Origin of the sequence: Marinomonas atlantica, from assembly GCF_001639725.1 — a bacterium.
Lineage (GTDB): Bacteria > Pseudomonadota > Gammaproteobacteria > Pseudomonadales > Marinomonadaceae > Marinomonas > Marinomonas atlantica.
The window spans coordinates 17,285-36,540 of the sequence record NZ_LTAW01000004.1 but is presented as its reverse complement, the minus strand read 5'-3'; the positions used below and the strand labels follow the sequence as shown (position 1 = coordinate 36,540).

The 19,256-nt window shown below is 45.4% G+C and carries 19 protein-coding genes; 7 read left to right on the top strand and 12 right to left on the bottom strand.

Annotation, left to right across the window (positions count from 1 at the left end; genetic code table 11):
- Nucleotides 1–19: 19 nt before the first annotated feature.
- Nucleotides 20–1,765 carry an AAA family ATPase gene (locus tag AYW75_RS07620; RefSeq protein ID WP_067097803.1) on the bottom strand — a complete coding sequence of 582 codons (1,746 nt, stop codon included), beginning with the start codon at nucleotides 1,763–1,765 and terminating at the stop codon, nucleotides 20–22.
- A gap of 177 nt (nucleotides 1,766–1,942) precedes the next feature.
- Between AYW75_RS07620 and AYW75_RS07615 the strand changes: the two genes are divergently transcribed.
- Entirely contained in the window at nucleotides 1,943–3,778 is a 1,836-nt protein-coding gene (locus AYW75_RS07615; RefSeq protein WP_067097800.1) for an ABC transporter ATP-binding protein, read from the top strand.
- A 59-nt stretch (nucleotides 3,779–3,837) separates the two neighbouring features.
- Here the strand turns inward: AYW75_RS07615 and efpL are convergent, their stop codons facing one another.
- Complete coding sequence (gene efpL, locus AYW75_RS07610) at nucleotides 3,838–4,410, bottom strand: elongation factor P-like protein EfpL (protein WP_067036352.1); 573 nt, start codon at nucleotides 4,408–4,410, stop codon at nucleotides 3,838–3,840.
- Between the two features lie 186 nt (nucleotides 4,411–4,596).
- Between efpL and AYW75_RS07605 the strand changes: the two genes are divergently transcribed.
- From AYW75_RS07605 to msrB, 3 genes are all read left to right on the top strand, one after another.
- On the top strand, nucleotides 4,597–5,139 hold the full coding sequence (locus AYW75_RS07605; protein WP_067036349.1) for a sigma-70 family RNA polymerase sigma factor: 543 nt from the start codon (nucleotides 4,597–4,599) through the stop codon (nucleotides 5,137–5,139).
- Nucleotides 5,136–5,816: an anti-sigma factor gene (locus AYW75_RS07600; RefSeq protein ID WP_067097797.1), complete on the top strand. Its 681-nt coding sequence runs from the start codon at nucleotides 5,136–5,138 to the stop codon at nucleotides 5,814–5,816. Before AYW75_RS07605 ends, AYW75_RS07600 begins: the two co-directional genes overlap by 4 nt.
- Nucleotides 5,817–5,929: 113 nt before the next feature.
- Nucleotides 5,930–6,409: a peptide-methionine (R)-S-oxide reductase MsrB gene (gene msrB, locus AYW75_RS07595; protein WP_067097794.1), complete on the top strand. Its 480-nt coding sequence runs from the start codon at nucleotides 5,930–5,932 to the stop codon at nucleotides 6,407–6,409.
- Between the two features lie 64 nt (nucleotides 6,410–6,473).
- Here the strand turns inward: msrB and AYW75_RS07590 are convergent, their stop codons facing one another.
- Nucleotides 6,474–7,346 (bottom strand): NAD(P)-dependent oxidoreductase, encoded by an 873-nt coding sequence (locus tag AYW75_RS07590; protein ID WP_067097791.1) that lies wholly within the window; start codon nucleotides 7,344–7,346, stop codon nucleotides 6,474–6,476.
- A 180-nt stretch (nucleotides 7,347–7,526) separates the two neighbouring features.
- Between AYW75_RS07590 and AYW75_RS07585 the strand changes: the two genes are divergently transcribed.
- Both AYW75_RS07585 and AYW75_RS07580 read left to right on the top strand, forming a co-directional pair.
- Nucleotides 7,527–8,855, top strand: a complete 1,329-nt coding sequence (locus AYW75_RS07585; protein WP_231886165.1) for an aminotransferase-like domain-containing protein — start codon at nucleotides 7,527–7,529, stop codon at nucleotides 8,853–8,855.
- A gap of 129 nt (nucleotides 8,856–8,984) precedes the next feature.
- Nucleotides 8,985–9,563, top strand: coding sequence for a fasciclin domain-containing protein (locus AYW75_RS07580; protein WP_067097785.1), 579 nt, complete (start codon nucleotides 8,985–8,987; stop codon nucleotides 9,561–9,563).
- A gap of 86 nt (nucleotides 9,564–9,649) precedes the next feature.
- Here the strand turns inward: AYW75_RS07580 and AYW75_RS07575 are convergent, their stop codons facing one another.
- From AYW75_RS07575 to AYW75_RS07555, 5 genes are all read right to left on the bottom strand, one after another.
- Entirely contained in the window at nucleotides 9,650–10,111 is a 462-nt protein-coding gene (locus AYW75_RS07575) for a methyltransferase family protein (RefSeq protein WP_067097782.1), read from the bottom strand.
- A gap of 20 nt (nucleotides 10,112–10,131) precedes the next feature.
- Nucleotides 10,132–10,629, bottom strand: coding sequence for a GNAT family N-acetyltransferase (locus AYW75_RS07570; RefSeq protein ID WP_067097779.1), 498 nt, complete (start codon nucleotides 10,627–10,629; stop codon nucleotides 10,132–10,134).
- A complete protein-coding gene (locus AYW75_RS07565) occupies nucleotides 10,629–11,228 on the bottom strand; it encodes a YitT family protein (RefSeq protein ID WP_067098821.1) in 600 nt (199 codons plus the stop codon). Before AYW75_RS07565 ends, AYW75_RS07570 begins: the two co-directional genes overlap by 1 nt.
- A 245-nt stretch (nucleotides 11,229–11,473) precedes the next feature.
- Nucleotides 11,474–13,747 carry a YgiQ family radical SAM protein gene (locus tag AYW75_RS07560; RefSeq protein WP_067097777.1) on the bottom strand — a complete coding sequence of 758 codons (2,274 nt, stop codon included), beginning with the start codon at nucleotides 13,745–13,747 and terminating at the stop codon, nucleotides 11,474–11,476.
- Nucleotides 13,748–13,850: 103 nt separating this feature from the next.
- Complete coding sequence (locus tag AYW75_RS07555; RefSeq protein WP_082856442.1) at nucleotides 13,851–14,489, bottom strand: class I SAM-dependent methyltransferase; 639 nt, start codon at nucleotides 14,487–14,489, stop codon at nucleotides 13,851–13,853.
- A gap of 109 nt (nucleotides 14,490–14,598) precedes the next feature.
- On the opposite strand from AYW75_RS07555, the gene AYW75_RS07550 reads away from it, so the two are divergent.
- Nucleotides 14,599–14,757: a DUF2496 domain-containing protein gene (locus tag AYW75_RS07550; RefSeq protein WP_067097774.1), complete on the top strand. Its 159-nt coding sequence runs from the start codon at nucleotides 14,599–14,601 to the stop codon at nucleotides 14,755–14,757.
- Here AYW75_RS07550 and AYW75_RS07545 read toward each other — a convergent pair.
- From AYW75_RS07545 to AYW75_RS07530, 4 genes are all read right to left on the bottom strand, one after another.
- Nucleotides 14,735–15,841, bottom strand: coding sequence for an enoyl-CoA hydratase/isomerase family protein (locus tag AYW75_RS07545; protein ID WP_067097771.1), 1,107 nt, complete (start codon nucleotides 15,839–15,841; stop codon nucleotides 14,735–14,737). The two genes, AYW75_RS07550 and AYW75_RS07545, sit on opposite strands and share 23 nt — an antisense overlap.
- Before the next feature lie 158 nt (nucleotides 15,842–15,999).
- Nucleotides 16,000–17,337 carry a ribosome biogenesis GTPase Der gene (gene der / locus AYW75_RS07540; protein ID WP_067097768.1) on the bottom strand — a complete coding sequence of 446 codons (1,338 nt, stop codon included), beginning with the start codon at nucleotides 17,335–17,337 and terminating at the stop codon, nucleotides 16,000–16,002.
- A gap of 97 nt (nucleotides 17,338–17,434) precedes the next feature.
- Nucleotides 17,435–18,565, bottom strand: a complete 1,131-nt coding sequence (bamB, locus tag AYW75_RS07535; protein ID WP_067097765.1) for an outer membrane protein assembly factor BamB — start codon at nucleotides 18,563–18,565, stop codon at nucleotides 17,435–17,437.
- Between the two features lie 6 nt (nucleotides 18,566–18,571).
- Nucleotides 18,572–19,213, bottom strand: coding sequence for a YfgM family protein (locus AYW75_RS07530; RefSeq protein ID WP_067097762.1), 642 nt, complete (start codon nucleotides 19,211–19,213; stop codon nucleotides 18,572–18,574).
- Between the last annotated feature and the right edge of the window lie 43 nt (nucleotides 19,214–19,256).

The window sequence follows — 19,256 nt, the reverse complement described above, 5'->3', positions numbered from 1 at the left end:
TCACTTCTATTGAAAGTTGCTATGGAGCAAGTAGATTGCTTAATGGAATGTATACGGCCGACATGGCTTGCGCCAATTCCTGAGCACGACCACGCTTAATCGACGCCAGTTCTGTGTCTACGACAGTCAATCGTCCCGGCCATGATTGTTTAACAAAAGCACCTGTGACTCGCCCATCGGTCAAAATATAACTGTACACGTCTAAATCTGGCCGTTGGTGTTTGACTTGCGCCAAGTAGCGCTCAGCATCCTCAAGCGCTTGATGAATAGGTGTACCGCCACCGGCTGTGAACGCATCAAGTTGGGTACGAATGCTTTGCGGAGCTCGTACCTGTGGTAGCAACCAATCGACCTGTTCACCACCAAACCCTAAAATACTGATCCTTTCTCGCTGCAAATAGGCGCGCTCAGCAATGTCGAGTATCACCCCTTTGGCGTTAGCAAAGGTCTGATCACTCAACGTAGAACCGGAAGTGTCTAGCAAAATACAATGCAAAACCACTTTACCCTCACGGCCTTTACGCCGCACCAATTGTTGCGGAGGCCATTGTCCTAGACTGCTACGCAGCGTTTGCGCCATATCAATGCCGCCGGTTTGCCGTGCCCCTAGACGAGTGCCCCCCTGATTTCCCCCGCGCTGTTTGCCAGCACCGAAGGTGCCATGAAGGGATGGCCGAACGACAGCTTCGCTAAACAATACGGAACCTAGTCCAAGCGCATCTTGGGTCGTTTGTAGTTCAGGGGGCATACTACCAAATTCACCAACAGATTCAGATTCATTCTGCGGTGAAGGTAAAGACTTTCCCGGCGTAGGTTCCTCCGACTTCGACTCAGGTGGGCGTCTTGAACTCGGCGGCGGTGAGCTAGGAGGCGCGGAACTTTTAGGAGCCTGGGCTTGCTGGCGACGATGGGCTAACACAAACTCTTCAACCGCTTGTACATCGTCAATGGAAACTGTGTCCGTACCTTGCCAGGCGGCATGAGCGACAGCGGCCCGAACCCAGACAATGTCGGCTCTTACACCGTCAACGTTTGCATCTTGGCAGCGGCTGGCAATATCCATGCGTAAAGCATCGGCACACTTAATCTTTGTTAAGCGTGATTTGGCTTGATTGATACTTTGGCGTAAATTGCGCTGTTTGTATTTAAACGCATCGCAAAAACCTTTCGGGTCTTGGTCGTATTCATCCCGAAATCGGACAATTTGCACGCGTTCTTCTAAGCTGTATTGATTCGATAAAGACACCATAAGACCAAAGCGATCTTTTAATTGCGGGCGCAATTCGCCTTCTTCGGGGTTCATCGTACCCACCAGTACAAAGCGGGCTTTATGTTCGTGGCTGACGCCATCTCGCTCTACTCGGTTAACGCCACTGGCGCTGACATCCAACAGCACATCTACTAGGCTGTCAGGCAGTAGATTCACTTCATCGACATACAGAATACCTTGATCGGCTTTGGCCAACAATCCAGATTGAAACTTGACGTTTTTGTCATTGAGCGCCGCGTCGATGTCTAATGAGCCAAGTAATCGATCCTCCGTCGCGCCTAACGGCAAGGTGACAAATGGCGTATCAAATGCATCATGTTGAGGCATGACTCCCGCTAACCCACGAGCCAATGTTGTTTTCGCGCTACCGCGAGGGCCAGCAATCAAAACTCCACCAATGTGGGGATTAATAGCGCTTAGAATCAACGCTAATTTCAGAGTGTCTTGCCCTGCTACCGCGGTGAATGGAAAGTTACTTAACGTCACATCTGCCATGAATACCTACCGAAAAGCCTTCACTCTTGAAGCCTTTGTGTAAAACGAATCTCGAACCTTAGCGGCGCCCCGAAACCAAGTCAAATTGAAAACGCGCGACATGACTTGAGTGTATTCGATGACGTCTTGATAACGTTACAATACAATCATCCGCTTAGGCTCATAGGAATGCTCTATATGAAATCCGCAGGCACCAACCGCAATACTATTGATATGAACATGCTTGGCGTGTTTCGTTACAGCAAACGTGCACTTGAATTGGTTTGGGCCACATCTTCCAAGCTAACCATTGGTCTCGCTGTCCTAACATTAATTGCAGGGGTGCTTCCGGCCGCTATGGCGTATGTGGGGCAGCTAATTGTCGATGCTGTGGTCGCCGCCATGGATAACTATCAAACTACCGGAACCATTGATTACTTCCCTGCACTCTATTACGTCATGATCGAAGCCGTTTTTGTGCTGATTATGAGTGGCAGTCAACGAGGTCTGGCTGCGTTGCAGGCGATTTTACGAGAGTTATTAGGCCAACGCGTCAACATGACTATTTTGGAAAAAGCACAATCTCTTTCATTGGCGCAATTCGAAGATTCTGAGTTTTACGACAAGCTAGTACGTGCCCGTAGAGAAGCCTCAAGCCGCCCACTGGCATTGGTCAACAAAACATTCGCATTATTGCAGAATGGTATCTCCTTGATCAGTTTTGCTGTTCTGCTGTGGCAGTTTTCGCCTTGGGCATTATTACTACTTGTGTTGGGCGCTTTGCCTGCGTTCATTGCCGAGGCTAAATTCAGTGGGGATGCATTTCTATTGTCACGTTGGCGTTCGCCGGAATTTCGCCAGCAAAACTACTTAGAGACGCTGCTTGCACGAGAAGACAATATTAAGGAAGTACGCCTTTACCAACTCAGCAAACGTTTTTTAGGACGTTATCGAGACATATTTTTAAAACTGTTTCGTGAAAACAAGCGTTTGATAATTCGCCGTGAAACATGGGGCTTTGCACTTGGAATTATCGGCACCTTAGTGTTTTATGGTGCTTATGGTTGGATCGTCACTTCGACGGTCATAGGTGCCATCACGCTTGGTCAAATGACCATGTACATATTACTGTTTAAGCAAGGACAAGGTGCGGTAGCGTCTTCCTTAACCAGTATTAGCGGTATGTACGAAGACAACCTGTATTTATCAAACCTATACGAATATCTCGAACAGCCGACTCTAGCGAGCCAATCCGGGCAAACAGCTGGCCCTAAGCCGGGAGATGGTATCCGTTTTGAACACGTTAGCTTCTCTTATCCGGGAAGCCCTGCACCATCGTTAAACAACGTTGATCTACACATTCGGCCGGGCTCCAGTCTAGCCATTGTCGGCGAAAATGGTTCAGGCAAAACCACGTTAATAAAGCTGCTGACCCGCCTTTATCAACCGACTCATGGTCGTATTCTATTGGATGGTTTGGATCTAAAAGATTGGGATGAACAAGCTCTTCTTACTCGTATTGGTGTAATCTTTCAAGATTTTGTGCGCTATCAATTTATCGTCGGTGAGAACATCGGTGCAGGCGATGAAACACGTTTTCATGATGAAGACGGCTGGCAGCAAGCAGCGGAGTTAGGTAAAGCCACAGACTTCATTGGAGACTTAAGCGATGGTTATCACACACAGTTAGGACGCTGGTTCAAAGACGGGCAAGAACTATCCGGTGGCCAGTGGCAAAAGATCGCGTTGGCACGGGCGTTTATGCGTAATAAGGCTGATATTTTAGTGTTGGACGAACCCACCTCAGCCATGGACGCCGCGGCGGAGGCCGAAATCTTTGCTCACTTTCAAGAGCACACACAAAGCAAAATGGCGATTTTGATTTCCCATCGTTTTTCGACGGTGCGTTTAGCCAATGAAATCATTGTCATGGAGCACGGTGAAATAAAAGAACGTGGCACCCATGAGCAGTTATTAAAGCAAGCGGGGCAGTATGCGCATTTGTTCGCGTTACAAGCCAAGGGCTACAAGTAGATCAATCATAAAAAAGCCGTGACGACCGTCACGGCTTTTAAAGCTAGGTTACTTCAGTGTTACTTCTCAGCACGGCCTGAGAATTTGCGCTCTTCTACATTCACGCGGATACGATCGTTTGTACCGATGTATTCAGGCACTTGGATGGTTGCTCCCGTAGACAATAATGCTGGCTTAGTACGTGACGTTGCTGACGCACCTTTAATGGATGGGTCAGTCTCTGTTACCGTCAATTCGACCACTTGTGGTAGTTCTAATGCTACAGGAGCATCGTTTACCAACACCACTTGAATACCTGCGGTTTCTTCATTGAAGAACAACGCTTCTTCAGCAATCGCTTCTTTATTTAGGTTATAAGGCGTGTAGTCTTCTTGATCCATAAAGACGAAGTCGTCGCCATCCATGTACGAAAACATCGCAGGACGACGAATTAGGTCTGCTAGGTTTAGCATCTCTGAATCTTTGAATGTCTCATCGATTTTACGACCAGTCACCACGTCATACATACGCATGCGATATAGACTGCCTCCGGCACGGCCCTGTGGCACCGAACGCTCGATGTCACGCACAATATAAGTTTTACCATCGTAATCAACGGCTGTATTACGCTTAATTTCACTGGCTTTTGGCATGTTCTAATGTCCTAACGATTTTGAAAAACATTGTAATGCGCCGCAAATAGGCGCTGATGCAGATGCTAAGCGACTTGCTAAGTTTGTGCCAGTCTTTAATACTAATAACCACTCTGATCTAATCTACACTTATCAGCGTAAGCTACGTATGACCTATGGGCCACATCACTCTAAAAAGGAAGCTCCATGCGCGAATTGTCTGAGATCGAGCAAATGCTTATCGACATAGCCAAAGGAAATCAACAAGCCTTCTCTGAACTTTATGACTGCACCAGCGCGAAACTTTATGGGGTTTGTCTACGTGTATTAGAAGACGAGGCAACAGCACAAGACGTTCTTCAAGAGGCATACATTAAAATCTGGCACAAGGCGGCTCAATACCAGTCAAATGGGCTAAGCCCAATGACATGGCTGATTACCATTGCACGTAACAGCGCTATTGATCGACGCCGATCTCAAGCCAGCAAGCCGACTGAATCCATGGAAGACTATGAGCTGGAATCACAGCAGGATGGCCCGGAGCAATGCGCCCATTCATCGCAAACTCAACGTCAATTGGAAGACTGTCTGAATACACTGGAGCCCGACCGCGCCGATGCCGTAAAAGGCGCTTACTTAGAAGGGTTAAGCTATGCCGATTTGGCAGAACAATTTTCTGTTCCATTGAACACGATGCGGACTTGGTTAAGACGTAGCTTACTCAAACTACAGGGGTGTATGGGCCAATGAATTCATCACCAGAACAACATACCATCGCAGCCGAGTACACATTAGGGCTGCTATCATCAGCTGATGCTCAAGCCTTTGAGCAAAAGATGCTGACGGACCCAGACGCCGAAGCGGCCTATATTTATTGGGCAGAACATTTCGCAAACTTGTCGGACCAATGGGATGAAAGCATTCCTCCAGAACACATTAAAAACCAGCTAGAGAACTACCTAAAATCACAGTCAAACGTGACGCCCTTAACTAAAATCGACCAAAAAGAAAAATACCGGTCGCCTTTATGGGCGATGGCGGCGGCCGTAGTATTAGCCGTAGGCATTTGGTTCGCCTTGCCTACTCAATTTGAAGCGAATTATCAAACGCATTTAGTGTCTGAAACAACGGATCTGGTGATTGATGTCTTTGTCGATGTAGACGACAAGCAATTGCGTATCGAACCTTTACAAGGCTCCGCTTCGTTAGAGGGAGATTATGAGCTTTGGGTTGCGATTGGTGATGGCGCGCCTATGTCCTTGGGCGTCTTAGACATCAACAATGTCCAAGAGATTTCATTGGATGTGAGTTGGTTAGCCGGACTCTCTAATGCGCATATGGCAATTAGTTTAGAACCTAAAGGAGGTTCACCGACAGGACAACCTACTGGGCCTGTGTTAGCCGTCGCCGACACGATGGCACTTTAACTTGGTTGTACTGTAAGAAAAACGCACTTTGCGGCGTCTAAAGCCAAGAGAGATGAAACTTTCTTGGCTTTTTTTACGTCTCTTATAAGTATATTGATAATAGGAGTCACATCATGAACAGACGTCATTTTTTAAAAGGCACGTTAGCCATAGCGCTAATGAGCCGTGGTATGACCGCAATGGCATCAGCAGTTAGTGAAGCCAACTATGAAATTACGCGAACAGAGGCGGAGTGGCGCACGCTACTGACAGACTTTGAATACCAAGTCATGCGTGAAGAAGCCACAGAACGTGCCTACTCAAGCCCACTTAACGACGAAAAGCGTAAAGGACTGTTCCACTGTAAAGGTTGCGATCTACCTCTTTATGATTCTGCAACGAAATTTGACAGCGGAACCGGCTGGCCAAGCTTTTACGACAGTTTACCCAATGCAGTCAGCACTAAAGATGACCGCAGCTGGTTTGTGACCCGCACCGAAGTACATTGTCGTCGCTGTGGCAGCCATATGGGCCATATTTTCGAAGACGGACCCAAGCCTACAGGTCTGCGCCACTGTATAAATGGTGTGGCAATGACCTTTCATCCAAATTGATATTCTAAAATAATGGTCTTGCCGCTCTGATTAGGCGTTATTTCAAAGCGGCGACACTTAAGTGTCACTCTGCAATTGCTTTGACTAATGCAGAGGTATCCATTCGTCCTAGCCCTCGTTGCTGTAAAACGGAATAATGCTGATCAACGTCTTCGACCATTTTTAAATCAATACCGTAAGACTTAGCTTGATCTAAGCAAATACCCAAGTCTTTTCGCATCCAATCGATCGCAAAACCAAAATCAAATTTTCCTTGCGACATAGTTTCTAATCGGTTGCTCATCTGCCAGGATCCTGCTGCCCCATGCTGTAAAGAATTTACCACCTGCTCGATGTTCAATCCTGCTTTCTCTGCAAGCATTAGGGCTTCACTCAAACCGCTTAATACGCCGGCGATGCAAATTTGATTGACCATTTTACAACGCTGTCCTTGCCCAGCCACGCCCAATAGCTGAATTTGTTTGGCATAACATTCCATGACAGGTTTGATACTTTCGAATACGGCACCTTCACCACCACACATAATAGTAAGCGCGCCGTTTTGCGCGCCAGCTTGCCCACCTGACACTGGTGCATCAATAAATCCGACATTTTGTTTTTGGCAAGCGTCAAATAACTCTTCAGCCAACACCGCAGATGTAGTGGTATGATCGATTAATACCGCCCCCTCAGACATACCCGCTAAGACACCTTCAGCACCGTAAACAACATGACGTACATCTTCATCATTGCCCACGCAAACGCACACAACACTAGCCCCTTGAGCCGCTTCGGCAGGTGTTTCTGCCCAATGCCCTGAAAACTCATTGGCCCAGCGCTTAGCTTTTTCAACCGTTCGGTTATACACCGTTACTCGGTAACCTTGCTGAGCTAAATGACCTGCAATGGAAAACCCCATCACCCCCAATCCAATAAAAGCTACCTGTTTATGTTTCATTCGCGCCTCTTTAAAAATATGTCATTATCAGTTAATTTAGATATTAATAAAACTTAATGACATATGTCAATATGATTTTAAAGTTCTGGTTATGACATATCACTGAATCCAATAGATCGCAGTTCTCAAATGTTTTATAGTCGCTCTAAAATTGTTAGTAGAATTGAAAAAGAAGTCACCATGCCAAAGTATCAAGACATTGCAGACACTGTTGTTCACTTAATTGACATAGGGCATTATAGAGAAGGCAGTAAACTTCCAACCCATAGAGCATTAGCTGAAGAATATGCAACGACACCCGTTACCATTGCTAAGGCGTACTCTTTACTTGCTGATCAAGGGCATATTGAATCATTTGTTGGCCGCGGAAGCTTTGTCAAAAAGAGATCAAGCTTAAGACAAGCGATCCAACCACAGCTGTTGGAAGATGAATGGAATTTCTCCATTCTACAGCCTTGTCTTGCCTACCACCTAGAAACATTAAATAACCAAATCAGTCAATGCTTTAGTAATACTGTCTCCCCTTCCTTATTTGGTTATACGGAGCATACTGGAAGCCTTTTACACAAAAATGCCGGCATGCGTTGGTTACAACATTTTGGCTTGCATGTGCGCTCTGCCGAGCATGTGCTTCTAACCAATGGTGCGCAACATGCACTTTCACTGCTGATTGAACTCTACTCACAACCAGGGGACGTCATTGCCGTAGAGGCGCTGACCTACCCTGGAATACTGTCAATCATTAATGCATTAGGACGTAAAGCGGTTGGTGTAACACAAGATGAGCAAGGCATGTGTCCTGAGCACCTACAAGAAGTATGTAAACAAAGCCACCCTAGCCTCGTTATCATCGTCCCTTCTCATCAGAATCCAACAACGGTTACGCTTTCAATCGAACGCCGCGAAGCCATCGCTAGCGTGATCCAAAAGTACCAAACATGGCTCATAGAGGACGATATTTATGCTTTTTTGAACTCCGAAAAAATACCTCCTATCACCAACCTTATCCCCGAAAAGAGTTTTTATATCAGTAGCTTATCGAAAGCAATAAGCCCAGGTATGCGTTGTGGCTACCTGAAAGCGCCACAGAGTCAAATTGAGCATTTATCAACGCTTATCCGCACCATGATTTGGCTTGTATCGCCTATCACATTTGAAATAGCGACACAGATGATTAACTCAGAGAAAGCATTCGAACTCTCTAATCAACAGAAGAGCATTGCTGAGCAAAGGCAAGCAATAGCGCAAACTATTTTAGAGAAGGATACTTTTTCAGCACAGGTTAGTAGCTTCCACATCTGGCTTGCATTGCCAGATAACATCAATACGGATCAATTTGTCGCAACTGCGAAAGAGCGCGGTATGTTAATTAGTAATGGCCGCTACTTTTGTCATGATGAGTCCTACTCTCAGTATGTCAGACTGTCACTGATGTCTATTCCAACTCATCAACACTTTGAAAAAGGATTGATACGACTAAAGCAGCTACTCGATCAAAATAGAACGTAGAAATACGTCACCATGACATGACTATTTTTAATTTCGTTAATTTTTTTAAATATAAATTGAAACTATTTGAAATAACGCCCGTGGTTACACATACCAAGTTAATAAAAATCACACTACGGGAGCACTACTATGAAACTTCTTACAACACTAACAGTTACCACTGCATTAGCGATCACTGGCTGTTCAAGCACGTCACCAAGCCATGACAACATGGCAACAAAACATGACAACCCTATGGTGGGCGGTGCACCGATGTACGCCAGTAAGAACATCATTGAGAATGCTGTGAACTCTAAAGATCACACAACTCTAGTCGCGGCAGTGAAAGCAGCAGGTCTTGTCGACACATTGCAAGGTGAAGGCCCATTCACCGTGTTTGCGCCAACGAATGCAGCGTTTGATAAGTTACCTAAAGGTGCGGTAGCAAACTTGTTAAAGCCTGAAAACAAAGCCGCTCTACAAGAAGTGCTAACCTGTCATGTCGTCGGCACCAATGCTTTATCAAGCGCGATCACAACCATGATTGACGATGATATGGGTGCTCACCCAGTACCAACGTTAGGCGGCTGTGTTCTAACCGCAACCTACAAAGGCGATATGATTATGTTGGAAGATGAAAACGGCCGTATGGCGCATGTCACCATCGCTGATGTGAAACAATCAAACGGTGTTATCCATGTCATTGACACCGTATTGCTGCCTAAATAGTCAGCTCTAAAAAAGTAAATGTACTAATCGAACACTAAAAAGCCCAAACAGTAAATACTGTTTGGGCTTTTTATATCGGATCAAACTTACCACCAACGTGGTACGCGATTGGTGTACTCTTGAAAGGACTGACCAAAGCGATACCCTAAAATACGCTCTTCGGGAATAATTTGATAACGCGTCAAGAAACAAACAAACGCAGCAATATAAAGCACCATCAGCGGCGAACCTTGCCAAAACATATAGCTGCTTAATAATAAAACAAAGCCCAAATACATAGGATTACGGGTTTTGCTGTAAATACCTGATGTTACCAGCTTACTTGACTGCGAGGGATCACGCGGATCAGGTGTTGTCTGATGTATCACAAACCACAACACACCTAGCACACAAAACAAGCCACCAACGACAAAACTCAACCACCCCAAAGCACACAAAAACCACCCGACTGAGTCAAATGCAGGCAAACACCCAGCACTGGCCCACATCACTATTGCTGTTAAAATGAACAACAACGCTGGTGGGATTTTTAATTCAAGACTATCCATTTGAAACACCTCATTAAAAACTATCGCAGGGATTTTGCCATACTCGTGTTTTCAAGCAAAACACCCAATCGCTCAATTTGATTACGCTGAGTAGGTAAAAAACCAAACTTCAGAAAAAGCTCATAAGCGGCATCCGACGCTTGGACTCGCCACTCCGTTTTATTTTCGTAGTGGTGGACGACATGCTCTCTGGCCTTGATCAATAGGGCCTTTGCAATACCTTGACGTTGAGCTTGCGGGCACACATACAGGCATTCAATATCGCCCTTCAGATCTAATTCAATAAACCCTAAGCACTCTTTGTTTAGCTCCCCCAAAGCGACCCAAACCTGATGCTCTTGAAGCCGTTCATGCCAGCTTGAAACCTCTAAACAGTCTGGGGCCCAAACGGACTTCTGCTCAGGTGAATAAATCATATCAGGTATAGCATGAACGCTACGGTGGTAAACATCTAATAACGCCCGAAAGGACACCAACTCTTCATCGAAATGATCAATAACAACTTTTTGAGCGTTCATTAGGCGTGCTTGGTCTCATTGTTTTGCGCCCATTTTGGCGGACGATGATAGCGTCCAACCACCGAGCTTAATAGTAGGAATGCTAATAAAGAATACAGCAGACTCCATCCATCGAGTACAAGTACCGCGACAGACAGCACACATAAATCCGCAATGAGTGTGGTACGACTCGCGTGTATGTTAAAACGACGCTCTAAATAGACCGCCAAAATATTTAAACCCCCTAGCGATGCATTGTGACGAAATAAAATGATCAAACCAAATCCTACCAGCATACCGCCTAAGATCGCCGCGGCAATGGGATGAATCGCAAGATGTACGATATGACGGAACAATTCAGATAGCAGTGACAATATGCTCACCGCAGCAAAGGTACGAAACGCAAACTCTTTGCCGAGCGCGCGCCACGCTAAAATGTAAAAAGGTAAATTTAAAACGAAAAATAATTGTCCGAAGCTTAAACTGGTCAGTTTTAACAAAATCATGCCGATGCCTGCGGTACCGCTGATCAAAAGACCGACTGAATTCAGAATATGCAGGCCTAGGGCCACTAGAATGCAGCCTTCAAGAATTGAAAGCCATTGATGTGTCAGTTTCATAGTTGTTTTCCCAATCATCACGCTTACTTTTGGTTGAGCGCAGGTTAGTAACGTAAACCTCTTGTGGAGGTATTAACGCGGGTTAGCACCGTGTCTAATTTGATCAATGCATAACGTATACCAATAATGGGGCTGAATTATGGGAGATTTTCGAAGAGAATGCACCTTTTAAAGGGTAATTTTGCTATTGCGTGAACAAGTTGGTGCAAAGGACGACCACATAGAATGCGGTCGTCCTTAATCTATTAACGGGTTCTACTTGCTGCAGGTCGTTTCGATTTTGAACGGTTCGCACCACCACCTGTTTTAGCTGGACGGCTCTCTGTGCTGGACGCATTTGTCTTATTTTGCTTGCGCTGAGTACGCTCGTTTTCAGCGATTTTTTCAAACGTAGGACGATTACTAGAGTGCGATGCACCCGTTTTTTGTCCTGGTTTGGCTTTCGTTGGACGACGTGGCGTACGCTTGTCTTTTTCTTCGTCTGGTACTAATTGACCTTTGCCATTACCAATCAGATCAGCACGCCCCATGACTCGCAAGGTCTCACGTAACGCTGGCCAGTTACTTGGATCATGATAACGTAAGAAGCCTTTTTGCGTGGTTCGCTGCTTGTAGTCTTTCGGGATATAAACATCTTCACTCTTGTAGGTCACCCCTTGTAATGGGTTTTTACCTGAGTGATACATCGCTGTTGCTAACGACATTGGCGATGGGTAGAACGTTTGCACCTGATCTGGCTTGAAGTCATTTTCTTTCAACCAAACCGCTAAATTCATCATGTCTTCATCGCTAGAACCTGGGTGAGCTGCGATAAAATAAGGAATCAAATGCTGTTTTTTACCCGCTTCTTTTGAATACTTATCAAACATGCGTTTGAAACGATCATAAGTGCCCATGCCCGGCTTCATCATTTTCGACAGGGTACCCATTTCAGAGTGCTCTGGTGCAATTTTTAATAACCCACCGACGTGATGTGTCACCAATTCGCGCACATACTCAGGATCTTCTACCGCCAAATCATAACGTAAACCTGATGCGATTGAGATTTTATGAATACCTTCCACAGAGCGTGCTTTGCGATACAGTGACGTCGTTGCGCTATGATCGGTTTTAAGGTTTGAACAGATCGTTGGGTACACACAAGACAACTTACGACACGACGCTTGAACTTCATCATCATTACAGTTCAACGTGTACATGTTTGATGTCGGTCCACCTAAGTCAGAAATGTGACCGGTAAAGCCCGGCACCTTTTGCTTGATGTCTTCGATTTCATTTAGGATCGATTCGTGTGAACGCGACTGAATGACACGCCCTTCATGCTCAGTAATCGAACAGAACGTACAGCCACCAAAACAACCGCGCATAATATTGATCGACGTTTTGATCATGTCATAAGCTGGGATTCGCGCTTTCTGATATTTAGGGTGTGGTACACGTGCATACGGTAAATCGAACACACCATCCATTTCTGGGGTTTCCAGTGGAATTGGCGGTGGATTAACCCAAATCTCTTTTTTACCGTGCTTTTGAATCAAGGCACGCGCATTGTGAGGGTTGGATTCCATGTGCAAAATACGCGAAGTATGCGCGTATAACACAGGGTCTTTTGATACTTTTTCAAAAGACGGTAAGCGAATATAGGTTTTCTCAGGACTGAGTTTTTCACCTTTACGTAACGGCGCTGGAATCACTCGAATCGGCATGACATCGTCGTCTTCTTGCTCACCAGTTTGGCACTTACCTTCCGGGATGTATTCGTAAGGGCTATAAATTTTATCTACCTTGCTCGGCCAATCGACACGCGTCGAGTCGATTTCCGTGTAGCCACCTGGAGGTGTATCACGAATAATCGTGGTACCTCGGATGTTTTCCAGTTCATCCATCTTTTTACCGGCGGCCACGGCATGAGTCACATCAATGATGGCCCGCTCAGCATTACCATAGAGCAAGATGTCAGCGGTAGAGTCTACTAACACGGAACGACGTACTTCATCATTCCAATAGTCATATTGGGCGATACGACGCAAGCTCGCTTCGATGCCACCGATCATTACCGGAACATCATGGAAAGCTTGTTTACAACGTTGAGAATAGACAATGACGGCTCGATCAGGACGTTTACCGCCGGCACCATAAGGCGTATAGGCATCGTCGTTGCGCACTTTAAGATCCGCGGTGTAACGGTTGATCATGGAGTCCATGTTACCCGCTGTCACACCAAAATACAGATTTGGACGACCTAAACGCATAAAGTCATCAGGACTGCGCCAATCAGGTTGATCAATAATACCGACACGAAAGCCTTGTGCCTCCAATACGCGCCCCATTACTGCCATGCCAAAACTTGGATGGTCAATGTAGGCATCGCCAGTGACAATGATGACGTCACAACTGTCCCAGCCTAAAGCATCCATTTCTTCGCGGGTGGTCGGTAAAAATGGCGCAACGCCATAACATTCAGCCCAATACTGAGGGTAAGAAAATATATCTGGAGCGGTTTTGTGTCGTTTGGTCATAATAACTCTATCCCAAGCGATGTTCGCTTGGGAAATTGATGAATCAGGAATCGTGAATGACGACTATTATCCCAGAAAAATACTCAGGTATATAGAGATATTATTAAGCAGTAATCCTCCACACACTTTCTTCATAAAAAGTGCGATCATGACCCTGATAGCGTTCATCTAATTGGAGTAAGTCTTCACTGGCTAATTTTCGTATCCAGTCCCCCCACAATTCGTTCACCTCAAAGTCTAAGACTGAAAATGGTGGTCCGGCCTGATCGCCATCATAACTTAATGTAATGAGCAGCAAGGTTGCTTCTGGAGTGAGCCGCTGCTTTGTATGAAGTACATATTGCTCACGCTTATCTTCCGGTATCGCAACTAATGCGGCACGATCATAACACGCGTCAAAACCTGTCTCGTGAAAATCAAAGTAGTCCCCTTCCACAATACGCAAAGCTAACCCATGTGCAGTATGAATTTTTAGACTGCCAACTTGCTCTGTTTGATACGTTAAATCGTTATCGCCAAAGAACTCAACCACGGCCATCGGTGACAGCTCAACACCTGTTACATCGTAGCCTTGGTTCGCTAGCCATAACAAATCGGCTGACTTACCACATAATGGTACCAGTACCTTGGCTCCTCGACCGATCTGGGGCCAATACTGAATCAACCAAGGGTTTACCTCATCGCGATGAAAACCTATTCGACCCATTTGCCAGCGTTCTAACCAAAATTCATTTGTAACCACGCGCACCTCTAGGATGTGTTAACATTTACTTCTTTATCGTCACTGTAATGCTTATTATAGAAAAAGCTTACCCTAATAACATGACAGCAAATATGCAGAAAAAGTCCCTATGCCGTTAGATTCCGCTCCTGACCACATTAAACTAGCCGTCGACTTAATCGCACTACTAGAAGAAAATGAAATTCCCAATGAAACAGCCATTGCCGCACTTAAAATTGTTTTACAGGACTGTGAGCAAAAAGTCGCTAGCTCGGTACCTGAGTCCTAGCCGCCATCGGAACAAAATAGTGATGCAGTGTCTCTTTTGGCACCTCTAGAATCGACGTATGTTTCCATGCGGGCGCTTGATCTTTGTCTACCAGCAATGCTCGGACACCTTCACAAAAATCTCCATATACACTGATGTTGACGGATAATACGGCTTCACGTTGGAAAACAGATTCTAATGTTTGTCCAATCCCCCAGTTTAACTGTTCCAATATCAAACAAGCAGACAGTGGACTGCCTTTAAGAAAGTTTTCGCGCGCAGTTTGAAGAGTTGGGCTATCAGTTTTGTATTGCTTCATCGACTGATGAATATTGACGATGTCACCACTCATCAAGTTTTTCAATTCTTTGTCATGAGACATCAACTCCGGACGTAATAAAAACACCTCTTCCGCGAGCGTAAAGCCGTGTAATACTCGCTCGATATGAAGAGCAACTTGTTTACGCTCAGTGTTATCTATCGTACCGGATGCTAATTGCTGCAATACCTGTGTATAAGCGTCATCACATACGTAGTGCGTCGCTAGACCTAACTCACAGGCATCTGTCGCGTTAACTTGATACGCTGTTAGCGCCAAGAAACGTGCATAATGTTCGGGGAGCTGATTCAAAAAATAGCTGGCACCGACATCCGGATATAAGCCAATTTTGATTTCGGGCATCGCCAGTCGACTCGAAGGCATGACCACTCGATAATCGCCTCCCATGAACAGTCCCATACCGCCGCCCATAATATAACCATGACCCCAACTAATGACCGGTTTTTGATAGCGTTGGATTAATAAGTCCAATTGGTATTCACTCCCAAAATACCGCTCACTAAACAGACCATTGTCATGTTGTTCAACCAGCGATCGATACACATCGACCACATTCCCTCCTGCACAAAAAGCCTTTTCACCCGCACCTTCTATCCACACCGCTGAGATAGCAGGATCTTCTTGCCATACGAGTAACTTTTTCGAGATCGCTTCAATCATCTCAAGATTTAAAGCATTTAATGTACGAGGTGAGGCAAGGCGAATGACCCCTAATTTGAAATGGCTAGCAAATGGTAGGGTTGAAAATTCCACCGATTGAGACATAAGCGCTCCGTTATTATTTTTCTTTGTGTGTCCAATTCCCTTCAAAGTAGCGGATCGCCTTTTATAGAACAATAGCTTTAAGACTAATGTCGAGCACAGACAAAAAAGCCCTGTTAGATTATTCACCTAACAGGGCTTTCCAACATCTTTTATTTAAATTACTTCTTCGGCGCGAATGGGTTATCCGACGATTTAAATTCAAATGAAATAGGTGTGCCCGTAATGTTCAATACGGTACGGAATTTATTCTCTAGATAACGCTTGTAGCTACCCGGTAATGAATTCGTTTGATTTCCATGAACCACGATCCTTGGTGGGTTTGAGCCCCCTTGGTGAGCATATCGCAATTTAATACGACGACCTTTGACCATTGGTGGTTGATGCTCCGAAACTGCATCTTCAAGAATCTTAGTAAGTCGATTGGTAGACCATTTGGCATAACAAGAATCGTAAGTTTCTTCAATTGTGTCATAAAGATCGCCCACACCCGTACCATGTAACGCAGAGATATAGTGCACTTTAGCGTAAGGAACAAACCCTAAACGACGCTCAACCTCTTTCTTGATGTGCTCACGGTCATCTTTTTTCAGGCCATCCCACTTGTTGATGGCTATCACCAAACCACGACCAGCATCCAAAGCATAACCAATCATATGAAGATCTTGTTCCACCAAATCCTCATGAGAATCAATCACACAAATGACCACGTTAGCATCTTGGATTGCTTGCAGTGTTTTAACAATTGAGAACTTCTCAACGGCTTCGGAAACATGCTTGCGACGTCGTACCCCTGCCGTATCAATCAAGGTGTAATCTTTGTCATGACGCTTGTAAGGAATATAAACACTGTCACGTGTGGTTCCAGGCATGTCATATACGATAACACGCTCTTCACCAAGCATACGGTTTACAAGTGTAGATTTACCCACATTAGGTCGGCCAATCACACCTATACGAATGCCTTTGGCATTGAACTCTATTTGCTCGCGAGCTTCAGCAACACGATCTGCAAACGGCAACATCACAATATCAATCAGCGAGCGTACGCCTTTACCGTGAGCTGCTGCGATAGAGTACAACTGCCCCATACCTAGCGAGTAGAAGTCTGCTAATGCGATGTCTTCATTAATACCGTCTGTTTTGTTAACCACTAAGTAAATCGTCTTTTCAGAACGACGTAAGTGATTGGCAATCATTTCATCGGCAGGGTTCAAACCATGACGACCATCAACCAAAAACAGCACCACATCGGCTTCTTCGATTGCAAGTAAAGATTGACGTGCCATATGCTCATCAATGCCCTGCTCGTCACCACTGATACCACCTGTATCAATAACAATAAATTCGTGCTCACCCGCTTTGCCATCGCCGTATTTACGGTCACGAGTTAAGCCTGGGTAATCTGCAACAAGCGCATCGCGTGAACGTGTCAGCTGATTAAACAGAGTAGATTTTCCAACATTGGGTCGACCGACCAATGCAATAACTGGGATCATTTTTTCAACCTATAAAAATACAAAGTGGCTGCTACGCCTTTTGAGCGAAGCAGCCTCTTTAAAAAGTGCTTTGAGCTTACGCCCTAGACTACATCTGTTACCAATAGTGTAACGCAGTCACATTCGCTGTTGGCGTAAGTATAAACAATTGTTCATCATTCGACACCATACGACTACCTGCAGGACGTTTCGAGTCCGCTAGCGTCCACGCTTCCACTTCACCTGTGGTTCGATTTAACAAATGGATCCAACCACCACGATCCAAAACGGCTACATATTCTTTATAAAAGACGGGCGATGCCAAATCACGCTCTTTCAAGGAGTCATTTTGCCAAAGCGTAGAACCATTACGAGCGTTAAGACCATAGACCACATTATCTTGATCTATAACAGTTAGCTCATCACCTTTAACATCCACACCAACCGCACTGGAAATATTACGCTGCCAAACAGGGCGACCTGTTTGTGGCGCAAGTGCAGTCAATGTGCCATTGTAAGCGACAGAATAGATCAGACCGTTTTCGAGTGTTAAACGACCATTAATATCAGTCAGTCGCTCAATTTCATAACGACCTTCAGGTTTTCCAACTGAGTATTCCCAGATTTGATCGCCAGTACGTAAGTTATAGGCTTTCACTTTACCGCTAGCGAAACCTGCGATCACTTTACCACCATCGATAATTGGTGCACTTGTACCACGCACGGTTAGAGCCGGAATATCTTCTTTAGCGCGCCACAGAACTTCACCCGTAGCTGCGTCCATAACGGTTAGCCAACCATCCCCAGTTTGAACTGCAACACGGCCCTCACCGTTACCAGTTTCAGATAAAATTTCGGACGTTAGTGACTGAGTCCAAAGTACTTTTTGCTCATCCAGTGATGCTGCGACCAATTCACCATCAAAGGTGCCAAAAAAGAAAGTATCACCATCACGAGAAACCCCCGAACTTGGGCGATAATCAGTCTCAAGGTGTTTTACTTGTTGACCGTTTGCTTGAGCCAATTCATATAACGCACCGCGACTCGTTACTAATGCAAGCGTGCCATCCTGTGCCACGATATTGAATGTCTCTGTTTGCTCACCTGCGCCACCATTCACTTTGGTACGCCAGTTAGCATCGAAGTACACTTCTTGATCGATGCCAGAAGGTGGCGGTAACAGTCGTGTTGAACAACCTTGTAGCAATGCAGCACTTACAACAACTGCCGCGATCATTGGCTTCCACATAGTCAACTAGCCCTTCACCAAATCCTTCATTTTGATCTCTAATAGAGGATGCTGTGCATCTTCTCCCATTGCTGCTGCGGCACTTTCATAAGCTTGTCGAGCTTGCTCTCGTTTGCCCTGAGCCAATAAAATATCGCCGCGAAGCTCTTCAACTTGTCCAGAAAACTCTGCTTGCGACACAGCATTAAGCGTTGTCATCGCTGCATCATACTTTTCTTGCTCTGCTTGTAGTCGCGCTATTCGAATATTTGCTACGGCATCAAATGACGCATCTTCAGACTGCTCTACAACCTTTGATAGTGCTTTGACAGCCGCGTCATAATCGCCCGCTTGAGCATCAATACGCGCAACAAATAATTGGCCAAATACAGCATAGCCTGTGTCATCGTAATCATCAGCTAATTGCTGAGCAATAAAGCGCACCGTTTTTTGGTTTTCTTCTCTGTCCAAATCTGCCGCTGCTTCAGTTAAGTTTTGGTACAACGATGATGCTTCTGTAATGTGATTAGCTTGACTGTTCTGCCAAGCTTGAAAACCGAAGTAACCACCTACACCAACGGCTACAGCTAACACTAAAGAGGTGCCGTTTTTCTTCCACCAACTTTTAAACGCTTCAATCTGTTCTTCTTCAGTCTTTAATTCAGACACACTTTGTTCCTCATCATCCTATTGCGCACGACGGCACCCGCAG

Excerpts from the sequence above, each read along its gene's own strand:
- AYW75_RS07620 (WP_067097803.1), bottom strand. The coding sequence starts at position 1,765 with ATGGCAGATGTGACGTTAAGTAACTTTCCATTCACCGCGGTAGCAGGG.
- AYW75_RS07615 (WP_067097800.1), top strand. The coding sequence starts at position 1,943 with ATGAAATCCGCAGGCACCAACCGCAATACTATTGATATGAACATGCTT.
- efpL (WP_067036352.1), bottom strand. The coding sequence starts at position 4,410 with ATGCCAAAAGCCAGTGAAATTAAGCGTAATACAGCCGTTGATTACGAT.
- AYW75_RS07605 (WP_067036349.1), top strand. The coding sequence starts at position 4,597 with ATGCGCGAATTGTCTGAGATCGAGCAAATGCTTATCGACATAGCCAAA.
- AYW75_RS07600 (WP_067097797.1), top strand. The coding sequence starts at position 5,136 with ATGAATTCATCACCAGAACAACATACCATCGCAGCCGAGTACACATTA.
- msrB (WP_067097794.1), top strand. The coding sequence starts at position 5,930 with ATGAACAGACGTCATTTTTTAAAAGGCACGTTAGCCATAGCGCTAATG.
- AYW75_RS07590 (WP_067097791.1), bottom strand. The coding sequence starts at position 7,346 with ATGAAACATAAACAGGTAGCTTTTATTGGATTGGGGGTGATGGGGTTT.
- AYW75_RS07585 (WP_231886165.1), top strand. The coding sequence starts at position 7,527 with ATGCCAAAGTATCAAGACATTGCAGACACTGTTGTTCACTTAATTGAC.
- AYW75_RS07580 (WP_067097785.1), top strand. The coding sequence starts at position 8,985 with ATGAAACTTCTTACAACACTAACAGTTACCACTGCATTAGCGATCACT.
- AYW75_RS07575 (WP_067097782.1), bottom strand. The coding sequence starts at position 10,111 with ATGGATAGTCTTGAATTAAAAATCCCACCAGCGTTGTTGTTCATTTTA.
- AYW75_RS07570 (WP_067097779.1), bottom strand. The coding sequence starts at position 10,629 with ATGAACGCTCAAAAAGTTGTTATTGATCATTTCGATGAAGAGTTGGTG.
- AYW75_RS07565 (WP_067098821.1), bottom strand. The coding sequence starts at position 11,228 with ATGAAACTGACACATCAATGGCTTTCAATTCTTGAAGGCTGCATTCTA.
- AYW75_RS07560 (WP_067097777.1), bottom strand. The coding sequence starts at position 13,747 with ATGACCAAACGACACAAAACCGCTCCAGATATATTTTCTTACCCTCAG.
- AYW75_RS07550 (WP_067097774.1), top strand. The coding sequence starts at position 14,599 with ATGCCGTTAGATTCCGCTCCTGACCACATTAAACTAGCCGTCGACTTA.
- AYW75_RS07545 (WP_067097771.1), bottom strand. The coding sequence starts at position 15,841 with ATGTCTCAATCGGTGGAATTTTCAACCCTACCATTTGCTAGCCATTTC.
- der (WP_067097768.1), bottom strand. The coding sequence starts at position 17,337 with ATGATCCCAGTTATTGCATTGGTCGGTCGACCCAATGTTGGAAAATCT.
- bamB (WP_067097765.1), bottom strand. The coding sequence starts at position 18,565 with ATGTGGAAGCCAATGATCGCGGCAGTTGTTGTAAGTGCTGCATTGCTA.